We start from the raw sequence: 18,730 nt of genomic DNA, 5'->3' as shown, positions 1-18,730 counted from the left end.
CAGGTCTGCTGTGGTGACGGGATTATTATGTTGCGGCTAGGTACACGTCCCCTTCAAAGGGAGGTTTGTCGCCCAAATGATGACTGCATCACCAGCGCAGATAACTGCACTACAAGGACAGCTGTTCGGAGAAATCATTACGATATTGCCGTCCTTGTAGTGCAATTATCGTATTCCGGCCTTACACGCCACAACGAGAAGAGCCGGGTATCTACACTTGCCCGGTAATACAATGGTGCGCCCCGCTTGGTAGCGAAGGCGCACCATTGTATTACCGGGTTCGAGTGGTATTTAGTACCAGCCTGAGCTTTGGGAATGTGCCCATGCACCGCACGGAGTGCTGTAGCGACCTGCGATGTACCCGAGTCCCCAACTGATTTGGGTAGCGGGGTTTGTCGCCCAGTCAGCGCCGGCCGAAGCCATCTTGCTGCCGGGGAGGGCCTGCGGAATACCGTATGCGCCGGATGGGTTGGCCGCGTTCGTGCGCCAACCGGATTCGCGGTTCCACAGCTGTACAAGACAGGTGAAGTCGCTCTCGCTCCAACCTCTCGAAAGCACCATCTGGTGGGCGATGCTTTGCGAGTCGCCCACAGGAGCGGTCGAAGTCGACGCCGTGGTCGTAGAGGCCGGAGCCGAGGATGATGATGAGGAGGAACCAGAAGTCGAAGTCGCGACCTTGCCGGTGCCTACCAGCACGACCTTGTTCACAGGAGCGGTTTTCACATATGAGGCGAAGACATTGCTGGAGGTGTTCTTGCCTCCTGCGACGGTGACGAGGCTTGTGGTCACCATTACCCCTGCCTGACCTTCGCTCTGGACCTTCTTGGTTCCGCTCGGGAGGCTGTCGGTCTGTTCCTCGATGGTGTTGAACGCTATCTCGGACTCTGAGGTCTCGATTTTGGAATCAGAGCTCGATATGGTGATGACCGTCGACTCGTTCACGGGAGTATCGAGGGCAGGAGTCACCGTGTCATCCGGGTTAAGAGTGATATCTCCTGCTTCCAGCACCGATTTGACGGTGGTGAAGTTGTCTCCGAGAACGATTTTGGATTTGCCGTTGACCTGAACCTTGATATATGAGGTGTTTGAAGTGCCGTCACCCTGACCCTGGTCGAGGGCCTTGCGCACGGTGTCACGCGAAACCGTGAGCCCCTGCGTCTGCGTGGCAGAATATTCGGTGACCTGACCCGCGCTTGCCTTCTGGGTTTCGCCGTAGAAATCTCGTGAGAACAGACCCACGCATATCAGCATCACCACTGAAAGGCTTCCCGCCACAAGTCTCGTCCATTGACGCTTCGTCAGAGCCGCGAACAGTGAAACGTGTTCTTTGCGGTGACTAGCCATCATGCTCCTCTATGTAGACCTACAGATCCTCAGCGGTTCGGATGCGCCTCTTTGCCTAGCGCAGTACTGTCCAGTTCCTCTCGGGTACCGCATACCCGCCGCCGGTAATTCACAACCCCTCCATGATAACGCATATGCCCAGGAAAGCTAGTTGGCTTCATTTCCCGTGCATATGCGTTATGCGTTTCGCCTTGCCTGCACCTCAGTGCTGTGCCGGAGGTACGTCGGCCTGCTTGGCCTGTTCGATGAGATTATCGAGATCGGAGGCTCGAAGGGCTCCCGCCTGTTTGAAGATGACCTGCCCGTTCTTGGTGACCATCAAGGTGGGCACAGCCTGGATATCCGCGGCTGCGGCGAGCTCCTGGTTCTGGTCGATATCGACCTTCCCGAAGACGATGTCGGCGTTCTTCTCGGATGCCTTGTCGTAAATCGGTCCGAAAGCCTTGCACGGGCCGCACCATGTCGCCCAGAAGTCGACGAATACGAGTTCGTTGTCGGCAACCGTGCTGTTGAACGTCTGCGAGGTTAATTCCTGAGTGGCCATCTGAGCTCCTTCAACCGAAGTCTGCGAGGTGGCGGAGCGTGGCACGCCCCACCGCATCACTACTGTGTTGTCAATGAACACTACAGCCATAAGTCAAGAATCGTGCCCGATTACCCTGCGGCTCAGCTATCGGCGCACACGTGCAGCCGTCCCATCCTGTGCGTACGGCCCGTGGCAGCAACAGCACTGTGAGAAATCTCATGCAGGATTCGTTACCTGCATATACACAGTTGTAGGCAATAATAGAAGGTATGCCAGTGCTGAATGATGAAGTGCCAGACGATGGGGATTTCGATGCCGGTCGCAGTCGGGGAGAATTCGACAACATCACCCCTGAGGATTTTGTGCGCGGATCGGGCAGCAACCCTCCGGGTTGGCTCGGACCTGCGGATATAGACCGGGCAAGGCATCAACTGCCGATAGCCTATGTCGAGATCGTGCCGGTCAGGAGCGACGAACTGGGGCGTATCGTCCAGGTCGGCTCTTTGCTCAGAATGTGCGAGGACGGCGCAATCGAGCGGACCTTGATTACGGGACGCGTGCTGTTCCATGAATCCTTGCGGGAGGCCATCGCCAGAAATGTGGCGAAGGATCTTGGCGAGCTTGCTTTGCCCATGATTCCCTCGAGTCTGCAGCCCTTCACCGTGGCGGAGTTCTTCCCCACCCCCGGCGTCTCGGAATTCCACGATGCACGACAGCATGCCATATCGCTGTGCTATGTGATTCCCGTGGCCGGGGACTGCAAACCGGAAGACGAGACCCTGGACGTCGAATGGGTGAGTCCGAACAGCCCGATACTTGAGGAATTCATCAAGCAGATGCCCGACGGGCACGGCAAACTGCTGCAGCGTGCGCTTTCATGGGCTGGTCTGTCGTGATCTCAGAACGGCTGCCGCACGGCCACGCGGGTAAGTCATATGGACGTCACACGCAGCATGCTGCATAAGCCAATGCTGGATACACCAACGTTGGATACAACATTGGCGGATTATCAATGTTGGATGAGCAATCTTGGGTTAACAATCTCGAATAGGCACTGTTGAACAACCCAATGCTGGATAAGCAAGGGATGAGGCAAGTAATGGACATCATTAATACCGTGTATGCGCAAGGAACCGGAACGCCCCTCGTGCTGCTGCACGCATTCCCCATCGATCACAGGATGTGGGAGGAAACGGCGGAGCTCGTCGGGCAGGGTGCTTCGGAGCAAGGCATGGAGCCGGTCACGATATATGCACCGGATATGCCGGGTGCCGGGGCCTGCCCCATTCCGGACGCACAGAGCACCGGTGAGCAGGCTGAAGACGGAGCCTACACGCAGGCGCTCGATCGTCTGGCGGACGCATACGTCGATATGCTGCGTGCCAAGGGTCATGACCGGGCTATCTGGGTCGGTCTGTCGATGGGCGGATACGTGGCCCTGGCCGTACAACGTCTGCACCCCGACGCGGTGGCAGGCATCGCTTTGTGCGACACCAAGGCCGATGCCGATTCGGATAAGGCCAGACGGCACCGTATCGACGTCGCCTCTCGGTGTGAAAGGGATGGCGATGTGGAGGCCGTGATGAATTTCGCACATCCTCAGCCGAATGATTCCACCATCAAGAAATCACCGCGATTCGTGAAGAACTTCGAGAATTGGATAGGGGAACAGACACCGGAAGGCATCGCCTGGAGGGAACGCATGGCGGCGGGCAGGGAAGACCAGAGTGACCAGCTTGGGCTAATCAGTACTCCTGCACTGGTGCTCAGCGGAGACCTCGACCCATCCAGTCCGCCCGAGGTGATGCGGCCGTTGGCGGCAGCCATGGTGAATGCCGATGTGGAGTTCGTGAAAATCGCAGACTCAGGCCATTTCAGTGCGGTGGAGCATCCGCAGGAGGTCTCGCAGGCGTTGCTGGCGCTGGTACGGAAAGTCAGGTCGGCACAGTGAACGACGCACAATCCCCACTCACCGCGTTCTCTCCTTTGGCACTGACGCAGGCGCTGCCATTCCTGCCCTTGTCCCAGTCCAGAGTCGATTACCAGGTCGACAGACGTTCCGAAGAGCATCTCATCGAAACACTGCTGGCAAAGGCATCCACCCGGGTGTTCCTGGTCAAGGAGGGTATGCTCGCGGTTCCGCGCGGTCAGGGAGAACTGGTGGATTACGAGTCCGTCCACATGAGGCTCGCCTATTTCCCGGGCGAATATCTCAGCAAGGCGCTGCGCGACAATCCTGGTATCCACGCGTACTTTCTCGGTAGCGACCCCGTGCCGAACGGGCAGGCTCACGACTATGTCGCATTGGACATCACCCGCGCGCATGAGGATTCATCCCTCCCGGACGCCGCCCATGTGGGTGCTGACGATGCGTTCGGTCCGGACGACGAAACCGCCGCACCTGCATCCGCGGATGCCTTGGAGAGGGCCGAACGGCAGCTCGATTGGGTTGGACTCAGAGGATTCGCACCTCACTGTTCCGCATTGGAGGCTGGTTTGGCGACCAGTGCGGCCACGCTGAGCATGTGGCATATCTCGCAGCGCTTCTGCCCAAGATGCGGTGCCGCCACAAGCCCGGCGTTGTCGGGTTGGGGTCAGCGTTGCAACAATCCGGAAGACGGCAAACGGCTGCTGTTCCCCAGGATTGAACCTGCCGCGATAACGGCGATTGTCGACGCGTCGAACCGTCTGCTGATACAGAGGAACGCCGCATGGTCAGAGAATTTCTATTCGGTGTCGGCGGGATTCGTTGAGGCCGGAGAAAATCTGGAACATGCGGCACGACGCGAATCGGCCGAGGAAACCGGCATTCCGGTGGGTGAATTGAAGTATCTCGGCTCCCAGCCCTGGCCCTTCCCGTCATCCCTGATGGTCGCCTTCAAAGGCCGGGCACTCGATACGCATATCCAGGTGGATGGTCATGAGACGCTTGACGCCATGTGGGTGACGAAAGACGACTATATGAGCAAGCTCACAGCCGGCGAAATCCTCGCTCCCGGCAGGGCCACCATCGCCCGGTACATGATAGAGGAATGGTTGGGGTATTCCCTGTAATCCCAAAGGAAGACCGCGATTGGCATATACGTGGAGCAACTGTGAAAACAGTGGTCGAATGTATTGCTCAAGCGCGAATTGTACGGCATGAAGGCACATTCTTCGCGTATAGTGTGGACGGTCAAGTGAGGAAAGGTTGCTTATGTCCGAAGGCAAGAATACGGATGATGAGACGTCGTTGCTGTTCCCGAACGGGGAATCAGGCGGGGAACAGCATCGTACCTCGGCGGCTCCGTATACGGATGCATCCAAAACCTCCGATGCGGGTGAAGCGACCGTCCGTTTCCTCCCATTGGATGTGCCGCAGCCCCCTGCTCAGGGTGGCGGGGATGCTCGCGTCGATGGCTCCGGCATGCAGGCGCTGACACAAGCTCCACGACACGGTCATAAGGGCCTCGTCATCGCGGCGATCGCACTGCTTCTTCTTGTTGCCGCAGTGGTCGGCGGATTTTTCGCAGCGCGTTCGTATTACAGCGGCAAGGCGGCGCCCGGGGTCTCACTCGGTGGACAGAATGTGACAGGGCAGGACGAAGCCGCATTGACTGCAACAGTCAAGAACGCTTTTGCAACGTCAACAGTGACCGTCAAGGACGACAGCGGCAAGACTCTGAACGCCAAACTCAGCGACCTCGGTGTGACGCTGGACGAGAAGACCACCGTTGCGAATCTGCTCAACGCGAAATCGTCCGAAGCTCTCGCTCAGGTCAATCCCTTCAGCTCGGCCTCAGTCCCGTTGACGGTCCACACGGATGACGCGAAGATGACCGATTTTCTGACCGGCAAACTCGTCGACGACGAGCATCAGGCGCATGCCGCCACGGTTGAATATGACACGGCGAGCAATTCCTTCGTGGCCAAAGCCGGTTCGGATGGTCGGACACCGGACATCGCCAACGTCAAGACGGCGGTGAACAAGCTGGTCAGCAACCCAGGCGATACATACGAAGCCAAGGTGACGTACAGCGAGGTCAAGTCGCCCATTTCGGAGCAGGTCGCCAAGGAGGCAGCGGACGCCGCCAACGGACGGCTGGCCAACGCCATAGTCATCGACAACGGCGAAGGCAAGACCTTCACCATACCGTCGAAGGAAATCGCTCAGTGGACGAGCTTCTCCAGCGATCTGAGCAAAGGCACGATATCCGTCACGTACAACCAGGATGCGATGAAGGCATATCTGAAGGAGCAGCTGCCTTCCGCCCTCAATCAGGACTCGGTCAACGAGGAGAACGTCAAGAACACGCAGGGCACGGTACTGACCGTGACCACGAAGGGCGTCAATGGCATCTCCGTCAAGGACACCGACGCCACAGCGCAGGAAGTGGCCAAGAATCTCGACGCCGGCCAGGCAGCGACGATCAAGGCCCAATCCGATGTGACGAAATACACCACGACCTCGAAGGTCGCGCAATACGATATTCCCAACGGCGACCTGTGGATTCAGGTGGACCGCTCCAAACAGAACGTCACCGTGTACCGGGGCACCACCGTGGTTAATACCTTCAATGTGGTCACCGGCAAGAACGGCGACCGTGAGTCGGACCCGGGCACGTTCTTCGTCAACATCAAATACGAGACGCAGGATATGCGAGGAGCCGACTACCTCAGCAAAGGCGTGAAGTGGATTAGCTACTACAACGGCGGAGAAGGTTTCCATGCGGCCCCGTGGAACGTCACCGGCATAGCCAAAGGCGATCCGGTCAACTACGGTTCCCACGGCTGCATCAACATGACTCCATCGGATGCGCAGTGGATTTACGAGAACGCTCCGGTCGGCACCATGGTCAAGGTCATAGGAGCTCAGCCTACTGCCGCTGTGCGCTGACAGCTTTCATCTGTAGCCTTGTGCCGGTATTCTGGTGGGCATGAGTGATAAAGACAGCAAGCAGGGCCCCAGCCTGGATGTGCCCGAGCATCTTCAGTATTCTCAGGATCATGTCTGGATCGACACGTCGTCGTCTCCTGCGGTGATAGGCATCACGGAGTATGCGGCGTCTGAGCTGGGAGATCTCGTCTTCGTGGATCTGCCCGAGACCGGCGGGAAGGTCGAGGCAGGCGATGAAGTCGTCGAACTGGAATCGTCCAAGGCGGTGGAACCCCTGGTGTCGCCCGTGTCCGGAACCATCAGCTATGTGAACCACGATGCGGCTGAGGACCCGAGCATCATCAACAACGACCCGTACGGCGAGGGTTGGATTCTGAAGGTCGAATTGGACGACGACGAGCCGGAACTGCTCGATGCAGAGGAATATGCGAAGGCTATCCACTGATTGACGAGAGCAGGACATTCATGGAGCAACCCGATAGGCCCGCCATACGCGCCCGCAGGGCAGCCACAACCTTCGACACCGCTCAACCGCATGAGCGTATCGAAAGCAAGCCCTTGCTGATTCGTTCGGCGAGAAGGGGCGTGACCGGTGCTTTCAACTTCTGGATTTTCGTCTCCACGTTGATAACCCATCACCTTCGGTGGTATCCAATCGTCGAACCCTATGTGGGTTACGGCACTCCCGATTATTCGCGTCTGATATGCCGTACCACTCTTTCACCGGAACGCGGGCGTTCGGGGCTTGCGGTCAGAGGCATCCGCAGCGCTTTCAAGGTTCCGGCGCCGGGCACTCAGGTCAAGATTCGCGTCGATGGGACGCGGCTGCACACCGTGCAGATAGGCAGTTCGGAAGTCTACGACCAGCCTGATCGTCAGCGTTCGCAAAGCGATGAGTTCGCCTTGTCGGATTCCAGCGGATACCTCGATCTGGTGGCTGAGCACAGGTTGAAACCCGGTCGTCACGAAGTGGCCTATCAGGTCAGCCGACGTGCTCCCGTCACCGCTCCGCTCTACACCTATCCGGCATCCACACCCTTGGGCGTGATTTCGGACATCGATGACACCATCATGGTGACCCAGGTGCCGTCATTGTGGCGTGCGGCCTACAACATGCTGCTGCTGAACCCGAAGAAACGCATTTCGGTTCCGGGTATGAGCGTGCTGTACAACAAGATTCGCGATCTGTACCCTCAGGCACCGTTCTTCTACCTGTCGACCTCGCCCTGGAACGTCGAGAGCTCCATACGGCATTTCATCAAGTACCACGGCTTCCCTGAAGGACCTCTGCTGCTTCGCGACCTCGATCCTCGTCCCAAGACCTTCATCCCCACAGGAGTGCAGCACAAACTCGAGTTCGTGGACCAGCTGATGGCGGACTTCCCCAAGATGAAGTTCCTGCTGATTGGAGACGACGGTCAGAAGGACCCCACCACGTATGCGACGGTCGCTCGCAGATATCCCGGTCGTATTCTGGCAATCGGTATACGCCAGCTCAGCCCACGTGAGTCGATTGGTGCGATGGCTGGCATCACGGCGACCCAGCCGATGCCGGTGACTGATGTGCCGGTGTTCTACGGAACCACAGGCTCCAATCTGATGAATACGATGCTGCCTTTCCTCGCACAGCAACGCGTCAGACGCTTCCGTCGCTGAAACCCTATCGGCAGCATGCTTTGCGGAGCCGTTGCCGATTGTGCGGGGGACTTGTACATGGAGTTATGCGGAGACGTGCGCAGGGATTTCGGACGGCTTACAGGCACAAGAGGATGTGCTTAGCTGCCGTATCGCGGAAATTCCGCCGATACCGGCCGCCATTGAATTCGGTATGGATGACGGCACTGCACAGCCGCGTCAGGACCGCGATTCATGCCATCATGTTGAGGAATGACCATATAATCTCATGCATGACAGAACGTAGCGACTCGCAAGACACGAGCAAGACATCCAGCGGTGACCATGAGGAGGCAACGGCCTTTACGGCCGCTCAATCCGTCCCCAGGGCGGAACGGATTCCCAAGCGCAGAGAGGCCGGGGGAGAGGTATTCACCGACCCTTACGAATGGATGCGGGACAAGGCCTCAGAGCGTACGCAACGCTATGTGTCCGGTCAGAACGCGTATTTCGAGAGCCGCACGAGTGAGTTGCACGCTTTCAGGGATGTGCTCTTCGAAGAGCTGAAATCCCATATCAAGGAAACCGATATGTCCGTCCCTGTAAGACTCCACGGATTCTGGCATTACACACGAATCATGGAGGGACAGCAATACGCGGTGCAGTGCCGTCTGCCCGTCGTCGACGAGCAGGACTGGAATCCTCCGAAGGTTGACAGCGCCGACAATACCCCTCTGCCCGGCGAAGAAATCGTATTCGATGCCAACAGGGAATCCGAGGGCCATGATTTCTTCCGTATCGGCGGAATGGACATGAGCACGGATGGCAGATGGCTGCTGTATGGTACCGACACCACCGGTAACGAACGCTATGACTTCCGTATCAGAGATATGCAGGCGACGGATGAGACCTTGTCGGCCGGGCAAGGCGGTGCTGCAGACCTGCCTGAGGTCATCGAGCAGGTCTCCGCCGGGGCGATGATCACGCCCGACGGCGGATGGGTGTTCTATGTCAAGGTCGACGATTCATGGAGGCCGTACAGCGTGTGGAGGCATCGCGTCGGCACTGACAGTTCGCATGATGTGGAGGTCTGGACCGAGCACGACGAGCGTTTCTGGGTCGGTGTCGGCATGAGCTTCGACGAATGCCGCATCGTCATCACCACAGGTTCGAAAACCACCACCGAGGTGCTTACCCTGCCTGTAAACAATCCGACCGGAGCTTTCGAGGTGTTCGTGTCCCGGCGCGAGGGCGTCGAATATGATGTGAGTTTTGCGCGTTTTGAGGGTGCCGGAGCGAATGGTGAGGATATTCCCCTCGCTTTGACCTATCACAACGTCCTGAATCCGAATTTCCAGGTGAACGTCATCGACATGAGGTCTCATAAGGCTCCGTACAGTCTCACCGAGGGTGTGTGCGTGGTCGCGGGGAGTTCTGCGGGGTGCGAGGCTTCCGATGCCGTTGACGCCGGTCTGCCCATAGACGCACCATGTCGACGTGACGGCAACCCGGAGATATTGCAGGGCGCCCGCGGTCTGGGCATCGAGGGTTTGTCGATGCACCGGCATTTCGTGACGCTCGCCTATCGCGCGGATAGTCTGCCCCATCTGGCGGTGATGACGAAGGAAGATGCCGCGAAGAACTTCCTGGCTGGCGAAGCGTGGGAATTCGCCGAGATGACTGCACCTTCATCAAGTGGCAGGACTTCCGGTGACGCGGCTTTCGGCGGCAATGCTTCGCAGGCCATGTTCTCCATCGGAGCCGGTGGCAATCCGTCATATCTGACGCCCCGGATGCGCTACAGCCTGAGCAGCTATACCAATCCTGCGCAATTGCGCGAATACGACCCCGTCACCGGTGAGGACGTGCTGCTGAAACAGGCCGAGGTGCCGGGTGATTTCAATGCCCGGCGATATGCGGAACGCAGGGTATGGGTTCGGGTGAGGGACGGTCAGCGTGTGCCGGTCTCCTTGGTGTGGAGGCAGGGCTTGGTGCCCAGTCTGGATGCGAGTGACGAACGCGGATTGACCGACACCACCTTCGTATCCGCAAGCGAGGGTGTAGGGGGCTGCGCTGACTTCCCCGCCGGCTCCGCGCTACTCGACCTGGGGAATCAGGGCGACACGGCGTCAGCGATGTTCATCACGGCGTATGGAGCCTACGAATGCAGCTCGGACCCCTTTTTCTCTCCCGCAAGGTTGAGCTTGCTCGACCGTGGAGTCATCTATGCGGTCGCCCATGTGCGCGGCGGCGGTGAAATGGGGAGAGCCTGGTATGAGCAGGGCCGCAGGTTGAACAAGAAGCATACCTTCGAGGATTTCGTGGATGTCACCGCTGCCTTGCAGGAGCATGGCATCGCGGATGCCAGGCGCACCGTCGCCAACGGAGGCTCGGCGGGCGGGCTGCTGATGGGAGCGATAGCCAACATGGCTCCGCATCTGTATGCGGGCATCGAAGCGGATGTTCCCTTCGTCGATGCGCTCACATCGATTCTGGACCCTGATTTGCCACTGACGGTCACCGAATGGGACGAGTGGGGAGACCCTCTGCACGACCGGCAGGTCTATGACTATATGAAGTCCTACTCGCCGTACGAGAACGTTCAGGATGCCGCGGAACGCCAGGAACGCTTCGGCACCACACAGTTCCCGAAGATTCTTGCCACGACCTCGATGAACGATACGCGAGTGCTCTACGTCGAGCCGCTCAAGTGGGTGGCCCGTCTGCAGGAGCCGCAGGTTGACGCGGATGCCATCGTGAAAATCGAGGTGGAGGCAGGTCACGGCGGTGCGAGCGGACGGTACAAGCAGTGGAAGGAGCTCGCTCTGGAAAACGCCTGGTGCCTTGCGGTGATGGGCTTCAAGGACTGATTGAACCTGTCCTGCATGGCTTTGCTCTCGGAACTGCTCCGTCATCGGTCCCGCGAATGAGATAACTGCACTAAAAGGACAGCAATGTGGTAATAATTTCTCAGAAAAGCTGTCCTTTTAGTGCAGTTATCTCATTCTGCCCTTACACGGCAAACGGAAGAGCCCATCTCATCCGACTAGCTTCGACCTGAGCTGTGACCATGAATCTGTCCAATTGACGGAATCGCTTGCATCGTGAAAGCGGGGGCTGCATATTCTCGGGTTTATGAGTGAGAACAGCACAGAGCAGGAATATCGCATCGCCGTCATCCCAGGAGACGGCATCGGCAAGGAAATCGTTCCCCACGCGCAGGCCGCGCTTGACAAAGCATCGGAAGGCTTCGCCAAGTTCGGCTATGAGCCCTTCGACCTTGGAGCGGAACGCTATCTGAGGGATGGCGCCATTTTGCCCGAAGACGATTTGGAGCGCATCAAGCATACGGACGCGATTCTTCTGGGTGCCGTCGGAGACCCGCGGGTGACGCCAGGCGTGCTCGAACGAGGTCTGCTGCTCAAACTGCGCTTCGCGTTGGACCAGTATGTGAATCTCAGGCCGTCCAAGCTTTTCAAGGGCGTGACTTCGCCGCTGGCCAACCCCGGAACCATCGACTTCGTCGTGGTGCGTGAAGGTACCGAGGGTCTGTATGTCGGTGCAGGTGGTGCGATACGTCGCGGGACCCCGCAGGAGGTGGCCACCGAGGTGTCGTTGAATACGGCCTTCGGCGCTGAGCGGGTCATTCGTTATGCTTTCGACCTCGCCATGAAACGCCGCAAGCATGTGACTCTGGTCCATAAGAAGAATGTGCTGACCAACGCGGGTGATATGTGGCAGCGTCTGGTGGACAAGGTGGCCGAAGAATACCCCGAGGTCACCCACGACTACCAGCACATCGATGCGGCCACCATCTTCATCGTCACCGATCCGGGCCGTTTCGACGTCATCCTCACCGATAACCTCTTCGGGGACATCCTTACCGATGAGGCGGGTGCGGTCGTGGGCGGAGTCGGATATTCGGCCTCGGGCAACATCAATGCGTCGAATGAGTATCCCTCCATGTTCGAACCCATCCATGGATCGGCGCCCGATATCGCGGGGAAGGGCATCGCCAACCCCACCGCAGCCATTCTGTCGGCGGGCATGCTGTTGAGGCATCTGGGCTTGGAAGAACCGGCTGCACGCATCGAACGCGCCGTTGAAGCCGACATCGAGCAGTCGGGTGACGCCAAGCGCACCACTGCAGAGGTCAGTGCGGATATCCTCGCCAGAATCTGATTATCCCACTCTGATTACCCGACGACCGAAGCGCACACTGTCGAGTGCGCACTGTTGAGACTCAGACTGTCGTACGATATGGGGAGCGTCGTGGAGAGAGGTGTCGGGAAGTATGGGTCAGGCTAGGAAGCAGCAGGGTCGCGGAGAGTGCAAGATGCGAGGCGGCAAGCTGATCGCCGCGAATGTCGTCGTGTGCGGCGACCGCATATCAAGCTGCACGCTAGATGGTGATTTCTTCGCAGAGGGCAGTCTTGACGCGCCCCGTGTCATCGACAGCATCGAAACGTCGCTCGGACGGGATGCGCTGCCATTCGACGCGGATGCCGCGACAGCACGTGTTCGCGGGATACTCGACGAGCAGAGCGACTCCCCGGTCATAGGGGCCACGCCGGAGACGATTGTTCTCGCGGTCCAGCGGGCACTGAAAACGGCGTCAGCGGACGGCGATTCCGTAGACGCGGCAACATACGAGGAAGCGTCTGAGGAGCATTCCGCCAAGACGGCACAGGTCCCGTTCCGGCAGGTGGCCGTGCCTGCAGAGTTGCTTGAGGAATTCCGCGGAAGATGGCAGGCGATGCCCCTTGCCGTGGTTCACGACAAGCCCCTGCAGCCCTCACGGCAGATGGCCACCGACCATGCGATTGCTCAGGCGGTCGCCAGAGGTGACTGTGGGCCGATGATTCGCATGTGGGAATGGGCCGCCTCCACGGTGGTCATCGGACGGTTCCAGTCATTGAGCCATCAGGTCGACCTGGAAGAGGCCCGCCGTGCAGGCGTCGGCGTTGTTCGCCGTGTCACCGGTGGCGGGGCGATGTTCGTCGAACCTGCCAATACGATTACATACTCGCTGTATGCACCGCTGTCCCTTGTGGAAGGCATGAGCATAGAACAGTCATATCGCTGCTGCGACGATTGGATTCTCGCCGCACTGAGGGAGATAGGAGTGGATGCACGGTACGAGCCGATCAACGACATCTCATCCTCCGCAGGGAAAATCGGCGGGGCTGCTCAGCGCCGCTACCTTCCCAAGGACGGTGGTCCGGGAGCCGTGCTGCATCATGTGACCATGTCCTATGACATCGATGCGGTCAAAATGTCTCGAATACTCAAGGTCTCCCGCGAGAAGATGCGGTACAAGGCCGTGCAGTCGGCGGTCCGGCGCGTGGACCCTCTGCGCTCGCAATCAGGGTTGGGACGCGAGGAGATCATCGACTCGTTCATCAGCTATCTGTTGCGGGCGATTCCGAGGGCTGTCAAGGCTTCGGTGAGTGACGGTATCGCACGGGAGGCCGCCGTTCTTGACGACGCCCGTTTCTCCAGGGAGTCTTGGACACGCGGCATCGCCTGAAAGCGAGTTACAATCGAGCAGAACCATGTGGTCGAGGACGACTGAAGGAGCGGAGGAAGGTGGAGTGATCATTCGCAAGCCCAATGAGATTCCAGAACCCGGCAACGCTTTACTCCAAACCGCCCTGTTCAACCAGGTTTCCGAACAGGAAGCCGATTTGTTGCTGCCGCACCTCAAATACTCATCCATAGGCAAGGGCGAGAGCATTTTTCGCGAAGGCGATACCGATCATCGCATGTATCTGCTGGAAGAAGGCAGGGTCAAACTGATTCGGCAGGCTTCCGACAGGCGTGTTCAGCTGCTGAGCATTCACGGTCGCGGCGAGGTGCTCGGGGAGATACCGGTTTTCGACCCGAACGGCGGTCCCAGGACGGCGACTGCGGTGGCCATGACCAACCACACCAAAGTCGCTGTTCTTGAGCATGAGGATCTGTTCACCTGGTTGAACGATCATCCCCGCGTCGCTGTGGATATGCTGCAGGTTCTGGCGAACCGTATGCGCAGCAACAACGAGCGAATATCCGACCTGGTCTTTATGGATGTCCCGGCCCGTCTGGCGAAGACCCTGCTGAGTCTCGCCATGCGTTTCGGGGAACCCATCGAGGCGGGACTGATGGTGCCTCACGACCTGACTCAGGAGGAGCTGGCTCAGCTGGTGGGTTCCTCGCGTGAAACCGTGAACAAGGCCTTGATGGATTTCTCGAACAGAGGCTGGATTTCGCGCAAGGGGCGATCCATCATCATCTTCCAGCCCGGGATGCTGATTCGTCGTTCGCGCAGGTAGTGTGCAAATTGCTCGCAGAAAGAGCATTCTCGGATACTTAGTAGGTAGCCGGTTTTAGAATGAACAGCATGCCGAAGAACCAGCCTATGACCGTTAGACGCTTTTTCACCCTTATCCTCGCCTTCTTGATTTTCTGTACGGCGGGCGGCGTCGTCGCTTCCGGCTTCCTGCTACCTGCAGTGTTCGGGCTGAATGGGGCAGCCAAGTCCCTGATGCCGTCGCTTCAGGCGCAGGGCATTGATTTCGATGTGACGGATCTGCCGCAGCAGTCGCGCATCTACGCTTCGGACGGTAAAACGGTTATTGCGACCTTCTACGCACAGAACCGCATCGTGGTTCCTCTCAACGAGGTCTCCGACTATATGCAGAAGGCCGTCGTCGCCCGTGAGGACAGGCGCTTCTTCGAACATGCCGGCGTCGATATCCAGGGTGTGTTCAGGGCTTTCGTGCAGACATACGTCAAGAAGGGCGATACCCAGGGTGGTTCGTCCCTGACGCAGCAGTATGTGAAGAATGTGCTGATGAGCGAGGCCGAGGAGGACAATGATCCGATTGCGGTCTACCACGCTCAGGAAGAGACCGTGGCACGCAAGATGCGAGAGATGCTCATCGCCGTGCAGATGGAAAAGAAATACACGAAGGCCGAAATCCTGCAGGGCTATCTGAACATAGCGCAGTTCGGCAACGGCATCTACGGTGTGGAAACCGCGGCCAGACGATTCTTCAACAAGAGCGCCAAGGATCTGAATATCGTAGAGTCCGCGACCATCGCCGCGATTACGAAGAACCCGACCGGTTACGATCCGACGGCCAACCCGGAGCAATCTCAGGAACAGCGCAACATCGTGCTTGACCTGATGTACCAGCAGGGTTATATCAACGCCAAGGATCGTGACGAAGCCAAAGCGACGCCAATCGCCTCGACGCTGAACGTGCAGAGCGTGGCGGCAGGCTGCCAGGCTGCAGGGGATGCGGCATATTTCTGCGACTACGTGACCAAGCAGATCCTGAACTCCTCGGAATTCGGCAAGACGCAGGAGGACCGTGACAAGCTGCTGAAGCAAGGTGGTTTGGAAATATACTCCACGATGGATGTAAATGCGAACAGCGATGCCATGAAGGCGGCGAGAGCCACGATTCCGGTGGAGGACCCGACAGGCTTCGAGGTGACGATCGCCGCCATCAAGCCAGGTACCGGAGAGGTTCTTGGCTTCGGCATCAACAGGACGTATGACGCTTCACAGGACTCCGGCGGAGGTACCAAAACCGCCATCAACTACGCCGTGGACGAGGCGGACGGAGGCGGTTGGGGATTCCAGGTCGGTTCGACGTGGAAGCCCATCAACCTTGCGGCATGGATGGGTGCAGGAAAGTCCATCAACCAGTCGCTGCGTACCTCGACTTCCTACAGTCTGAGCTCCTTCCCCGACTATTCGGGAACCGGCACATGGTCTGTGCAGAACTCCGGCGGTGGCACCACATCGCCCGAGACTCCGCTCCAGGGTCTGATTCGTTCTCATAACACGACTCAGGCGTCGATGGCACAGATCATCGGCCTCAAGCAAATAGCCAACACCGCCAAGGTCATGGGCTACCATAATTCGCCCGAGGGGCAGGAGGATATCTTCTCCGCCAACTCGTACAACCCTCCTATGGTGATCGGAACCGTTCAGGCGTCGCCGTTGACGATGGCGAATGTGTATGCGACCATCGCGGCGAACGGGGTCGCCTGCACGCCAATCGCCCTGAAGAAGGTTGTGGACAAGGACGGCAAGCAGTTGAAGGTGCCTTCCGCAAACTGTCACCAGGCCATCGAGCCGGGTATCGCCCAGACGGTTGCCTACGCGATGAACCAGGGTGTTGTGCAAAGCGGTGGTGAGGCTGCGGATACGCAACTGGACGGAGGTCGCAAGACCTTCGCGAAGACCGGAACGAACGAGGATACGTATATGCTTACGGGCGGTTTCGTACCTTCTGTGGCGGCGTATGTGGCGGTCGGCAACGCCGAGTCACAGGTGTCCTTCAACAACAAGACCATCAACGGTGTCTATCACGGCACATGGTACGGCGCTTATATCGCTACTCCTGCATGGAAGACCTTCATGAACAGCTACCTCGCGGACAGCAATACGCCGGCAGACAACAGCTACGGCAACCCCGACGCGAAGTACATGGGTGCTGCGATGACCAGTTCGGGAAGCAGCTCATCCAGCTCCACAACAGGTAACTAAGGCACGGCAGGGGAGCGGTCGACGCAATTGTCGATGTGCTTCGTCATGCAGCCCGTCCGCGCTTCCGGAGTGCGAGCGGGCTGTTGCATTTTCCTCTGAGCTTGGAGCGTTCCTTCCAAGGTGTGTGCAGCGCCGAATACCTCCGCTTGTCCTCCGAGATTCCGCCGTGGGCGTGCTTTGTCCTTTGAATACAGAGGGGCTCTCGAATGTAGAATGGCAGTGCATGTGCGTGCATCGAGCACAGCCCGGACAGAGGAAGGTCTGACATGGCACAACAGGACGATGAGGCTTTCGCGAAGGTCAATGATGAAAATGCGAAGTCGGAGGAGACGGAGATTTCCGAACAGCTCCAGGACGGCGCGGAAGAGTGGGATTCCTTGGATGCCGCTTCCGCTTTGGGCAAATCCAGTGACCCTTCAGTGAATGACGATGACGATGCAGACAAGGAACATGGCAAGACCGCGAAGGGGAAAGACAAGAAGCGGCGCAACAAGGACCGCAAGAGCCGCAAGGTCAAGTCCGGCAAAACCGGTGATTCGCTGAGCAGGGCATCCGCCGATGCCGTAGAGCCACCAAGCCTGTTGTCGCCGCTCAACTTGCGTGGCGTCACCACGCGCAACCGGATATGGATGCCCCCGATGGATATGTATTCGGCCTTCGACAGGGATGGGCGGCCGACGCGCTTCCACTATCAGCATTACGTATCCCGCGCGATGGGTGGATTCGGGATGGTTATCGTGGAGTCGACTGCCGTCAGTCCCGAGGGTCGTATTTCACCGTGCGATGTGGGCCTGTGGGATGACGGACAGATCGATGCGTGGCGCTGGATAGTCGATGATGTGAAGAAGGCGGGTGCCGTAGCTGCGGTTCAGCTCAATCATGCCGGTCGAAAGGCCTCCACCGGGTGCGTGCCCACCGGTCATATCAACGCCACCGTCCCCGAAAGCGAGGGTGGTTGGAAGACGGTCGCCCCCAGTCCGATTGCCTACGGACATTATGATGTGCCGCGCGAGCTGAGTGTGGACGAGATTCATGCCATCGTCGATCAGTTCAGGTATGCGGCCGGAAGGGCCGTGCGCACAGGCTTTCAGGCGATTGAGCTCCATGCGGCTCATGGCTATCTCATCTCCCAGTTCCTCGATCCTCTGAGCAACCAGAGGAGTGACGAATACGGTGGCTCGCTGGAGAATCGCATGCGTTTCCTCATCGACATCGTCGATGCGGTGCGTGGAGAGATTCCCGACGATATGCCGCTTCTGGTGCGTATCTCTGCAACCGATTGGGCTGCGGGCGGCTGGGATCTCGATCAGACCATCGAAACGGCCAAGGTCATGAAAAACCATGGTGTGGATTTGGTTGATGTCTCCACCGGAGGAATTATCTCCGGCGTGACGATTCCCGCCCAACCCAACTATCAGGTGCCTTTTGCGCACGAGATTCGTGAGAAGGCACTGATACCCACAACGGCGGTTGGACTGATTACCAAAGCCAAACAAGCGGCGCGCATCGTGCGCAAGGGGCAGGCCGATGCCGTTGAAATCGGTCGTGCGGCCTTGCGTGACCCGTACTGGCCGTTGCGCGCGTCCTACAAACTGGGGTTGAAGCCTTCCGAAATTCCTTATCCGGAGCAGTATGCGAGGGGTGCCTACGGTACCAAACGCTAGCGCCTGCGGGCGTGACGTAGGACGCACGCTGCGAGGGATTGAACAGGGAGGTTCAATCGGACTCGCAGCGGAGCGTCCCTCTTGCGTATTACAGTCCCGTTGAGTGTGTATGCATTCTCTGGATTCAACTCAGCAGGCTGTGTTCGACGACATTGTGGAGC

Annotated in this window: 14 protein-coding genes; 12 read left to right on the top strand and 2 right to left on the bottom strand. The window is 58.5% G+C overall.

The genetic code is table 11. From position 1 onward, the window contains the following. Window positions 1–291: 291 nt before the first annotated feature. Window positions 292–1,344 carry a resuscitation-promoting factor gene (locus DB51_RS08200; protein ID WP_156958330.1) on the bottom strand — a complete coding sequence of 351 codons (1,053 nt, stop codon included), beginning with the start codon at window positions 1,342–1,344 and terminating at the stop codon, window positions 292–294. A 202-nt stretch (window positions 1,345–1,546) separates the two neighbouring features. Then, the gene (gene trxA, locus DB51_RS08195) at window positions 1,547–1,888 is read right to left on the bottom strand and encodes a thioredoxin (RefSeq protein ID WP_034253154.1); all 342 of its coding nucleotides are present in this window, start codon (window positions 1,886–1,888) and stop codon (window positions 1,547–1,549) included. A 251-nt stretch (window positions 1,889–2,139) separates the two neighbouring features. On the opposite strand from trxA, the gene DB51_RS08190 reads away from it, so the two are divergent. The 12 genes from DB51_RS08190 to DB51_RS08135 all read left to right on the top strand — a co-directional run bounded on the left by DB51_RS08190 (window position 2,140) and on the right by DB51_RS08135 (window position 18,569). Next, window positions 2,140–2,766 carry an NUDIX hydrolase family protein gene (locus DB51_RS08190; RefSeq protein WP_034253153.1) on the top strand — a complete coding sequence of 209 codons (627 nt, stop codon included), beginning with the start codon at window positions 2,140–2,142 and terminating at the stop codon, window positions 2,764–2,766. Between the two features lie 203 nt (window positions 2,767–2,969). Continuing rightward, window positions 2,970–3,821 carry an alpha/beta fold hydrolase gene (locus tag DB51_RS08185; RefSeq protein ID WP_051867393.1) on the top strand — a complete coding sequence of 284 codons (852 nt, stop codon included), beginning with the start codon at window positions 2,970–2,972 and terminating at the stop codon, window positions 3,819–3,821. Next, window positions 3,818–4,924 (top strand): NAD(+) diphosphatase, encoded by a 1,107-nt coding sequence (gene nudC / locus DB51_RS08180; protein ID WP_034253150.1) that lies wholly within the window; start codon window positions 3,818–3,820, stop codon window positions 4,922–4,924. Before DB51_RS08185 ends, nudC begins: the two co-directional genes overlap by 4 nt. 142 nt (window positions 4,925–5,066) lie before the next feature. Then, on the top strand, window positions 5,067–6,746 hold the full coding sequence (locus tag DB51_RS08175; protein ID WP_051867392.1) for a L,D-transpeptidase family protein: 1,680 nt from the start codon (window positions 5,067–5,069) through the stop codon (window positions 6,744–6,746). 40 nt (window positions 6,747–6,786) lie between these two features. Continuing rightward, on the top strand, window positions 6,787–7,191 hold the full coding sequence (gene gcvH / locus DB51_RS08170; protein WP_034253148.1) for a glycine cleavage system protein GcvH: 405 nt from the start codon (window positions 6,787–6,789) through the stop codon (window positions 7,189–7,191). A gap of 20 nt (window positions 7,192–7,211) precedes the next feature. Beyond that, on the top strand, window positions 7,212–8,402 hold the full coding sequence (locus DB51_RS08165; RefSeq protein ID WP_034253146.1) for an App1 family protein phosphatidate phosphatase: 1,191 nt from the start codon (window positions 7,212–7,214) through the stop codon (window positions 8,400–8,402). Between the two features lie 251 nt (window positions 8,403–8,653). Beyond that, on the top strand, window positions 8,654–11,230 hold the full coding sequence (locus DB51_RS08160) for a S9 family peptidase (protein ID WP_084674742.1): 2,577 nt from the start codon (window positions 8,654–8,656) through the stop codon (window positions 11,228–11,230). A 265-nt stretch (window positions 11,231–11,495) separates the two neighbouring features. Beyond that, a complete protein-coding gene (locus DB51_RS08155; RefSeq protein ID WP_034253144.1) occupies window positions 11,496–12,542 on the top strand; it encodes a 3-isopropylmalate dehydrogenase in 1,047 nt (348 codons plus the stop codon). A 112-nt stretch (window positions 12,543–12,654) separates the two neighbouring features. After that, entirely contained in the window at window positions 12,655–13,890 is a 1,236-nt protein-coding gene (locus DB51_RS08150; RefSeq protein WP_156958287.1) for a lipoate--protein ligase family protein, read from the top strand. 25 nt (window positions 13,891–13,915) lie between these two features. Beyond that, entirely contained in the window at window positions 13,916–14,674 is a 759-nt protein-coding gene (locus DB51_RS08145) for a Crp/Fnr family transcriptional regulator (protein ID WP_084674640.1), read from the top strand. 68 nt (window positions 14,675–14,742) lie between these two features. Beyond that, window positions 14,743–16,905, top strand: a complete 2,163-nt coding sequence (locus DB51_RS08140) for a transglycosylase domain-containing protein (protein ID WP_034254359.1) — start codon at window positions 14,743–14,745, stop codon at window positions 16,903–16,905. Window positions 16,906–17,171: 266 nt separating this feature from the next. Beyond that, complete coding sequence (locus DB51_RS08135; RefSeq protein ID WP_084674639.1) at window positions 17,172–18,569, top strand: NADH:flavin oxidoreductase/NADH oxidase; 1,398 nt, start codon at window positions 17,172–17,174, stop codon at window positions 18,567–18,569. The last annotated feature ends 161 nt before the right edge of the window (window positions 18,570–18,730 follow it).

Origin of the sequence: Bifidobacterium crudilactis (genome assembly GCF_000738005.1) — a bacterium.
GTDB classification, from domain to species: Bacteria; Actinomycetota; Actinomycetes; order Actinomycetales; family Bifidobacteriaceae; genus Bombiscardovia; species Bombiscardovia crudilactis.
Note: the sequence above shows the minus strand (reverse complement) of the source record. Positions and strands in the feature narration are given on the sequence as shown.

Bases quoted from the DNA above. Each gene is read 5' to 3' on its own strand.
- DB51_RS08160 (WP_084674742.1), top strand. From the start codon at position 8,654: ATGACAGAACGTAGCGACTCGCAAGACACGAGCAAGACATCCAGCGGT.
- gcvH (WP_034253148.1), top strand. From the start codon at position 6,787: ATGAGTGATAAAGACAGCAAGCAGGGCCCCAGCCTGGATGTGCCCGAG.
- DB51_RS08200 (WP_156958330.1), bottom strand. From the start codon at position 1,344: ATGGCTAGTCACCGCAAAGAACACGTTTCACTGTTCGCGGCTCTGACG.
- DB51_RS08185 (WP_051867393.1), top strand. From the start codon at position 2,970: ATGGACATCATTAATACCGTGTATGCGCAAGGAACCGGAACGCCCCTC.
- DB51_RS08135 (WP_084674639.1), top strand. From the start codon at position 17,172: ATGGCACAACAGGACGATGAGGCTTTCGCGAAGGTCAATGATGAAAAT.
- DB51_RS08155 (WP_034253144.1), top strand. From the start codon at position 11,496: ATGAGTGAGAACAGCACAGAGCAGGAATATCGCATCGCCGTCATCCCA.
- trxA (WP_034253154.1), bottom strand. From the start codon at position 1,888: ATGGCCACTCAGGAATTAACCTCGCAGACGTTCAACAGCACGGTTGCC.
- DB51_RS08140 (WP_034254359.1), top strand. From the start codon at position 14,743: ATGCCGAAGAACCAGCCTATGACCGTTAGACGCTTTTTCACCCTTATC.
- DB51_RS08145 (WP_084674640.1), top strand. From the start codon at position 13,916: ATGTGGTCGAGGACGACTGAAGGAGCGGAGGAAGGTGGAGTGATCATT.
- DB51_RS08150 (WP_156958287.1), top strand. From the start codon at position 12,655: ATGGGTCAGGCTAGGAAGCAGCAGGGTCGCGGAGAGTGCAAGATGCGA.
- DB51_RS08175 (WP_051867392.1), top strand. From the start codon at position 5,067: ATGTCCGAAGGCAAGAATACGGATGATGAGACGTCGTTGCTGTTCCCG.
- DB51_RS08190 (WP_034253153.1), top strand. From the start codon at position 2,140: ATGCCAGTGCTGAATGATGAAGTGCCAGACGATGGGGATTTCGATGCC.
- DB51_RS08165 (WP_034253146.1), top strand. From the start codon at position 7,212: ATGGAGCAACCCGATAGGCCCGCCATACGCGCCCGCAGGGCAGCCACA.